Source organism: Acetobacterium wieringae (assembly GCF_026646375.1).
In the GTDB taxonomy this organism is placed as follows: Bacteria; Bacillota; Clostridia; order Eubacteriales; family Eubacteriaceae; genus Acetobacterium; species Acetobacterium wieringae_A.
This window is the reverse complement of record NZ_JAIPPU010000071.1, coordinates 1-278: the sequence shown is the minus strand read 5'-3', so window position 1 is coordinate 278 and position 278 is coordinate 1. Positions and strand designations below refer to the sequence as shown.

The 278-nt window shown below is 46.4% G+C and carries 1 tRNA gene; it reads left to right on the top strand.

Going from position 1 to position 278, the window contains the following annotated elements:
* Positions 1-64 precede the first annotated feature (64 nt).
* Positions 65-138, top strand: a tRNA-Cys gene (locus Q7P33_RS18015).
* Positions 139-278 lie beyond the last annotated feature (140 nt).

The following is a 278-nucleotide window of genomic DNA, read 5'->3' as shown; positions in this document are numbered from 1 at the left end:
GAGCATCGCCTTGCCAAGGCGAGGGTCGCGGGTTCAAATCCCGTCTTCCGCTCCATTTTAATCAGGCGCCATAGCCAAGTGGTAAGGCACGGGTCTGCAACACCCTCACCCCCAGTTCAAATCTGGGTGGCGCCTCCAAAAAACAACTCAGAAAAAAACAAAAAAACAGCTTGACAATCATAAGAAACGACGATATAATAGAAAAGCTTTGCAGGTCGGAAATGATCGCAGAGCAACGGTCATAGAAAAGAGAATAGTACCATAAAACCTGTAAAACA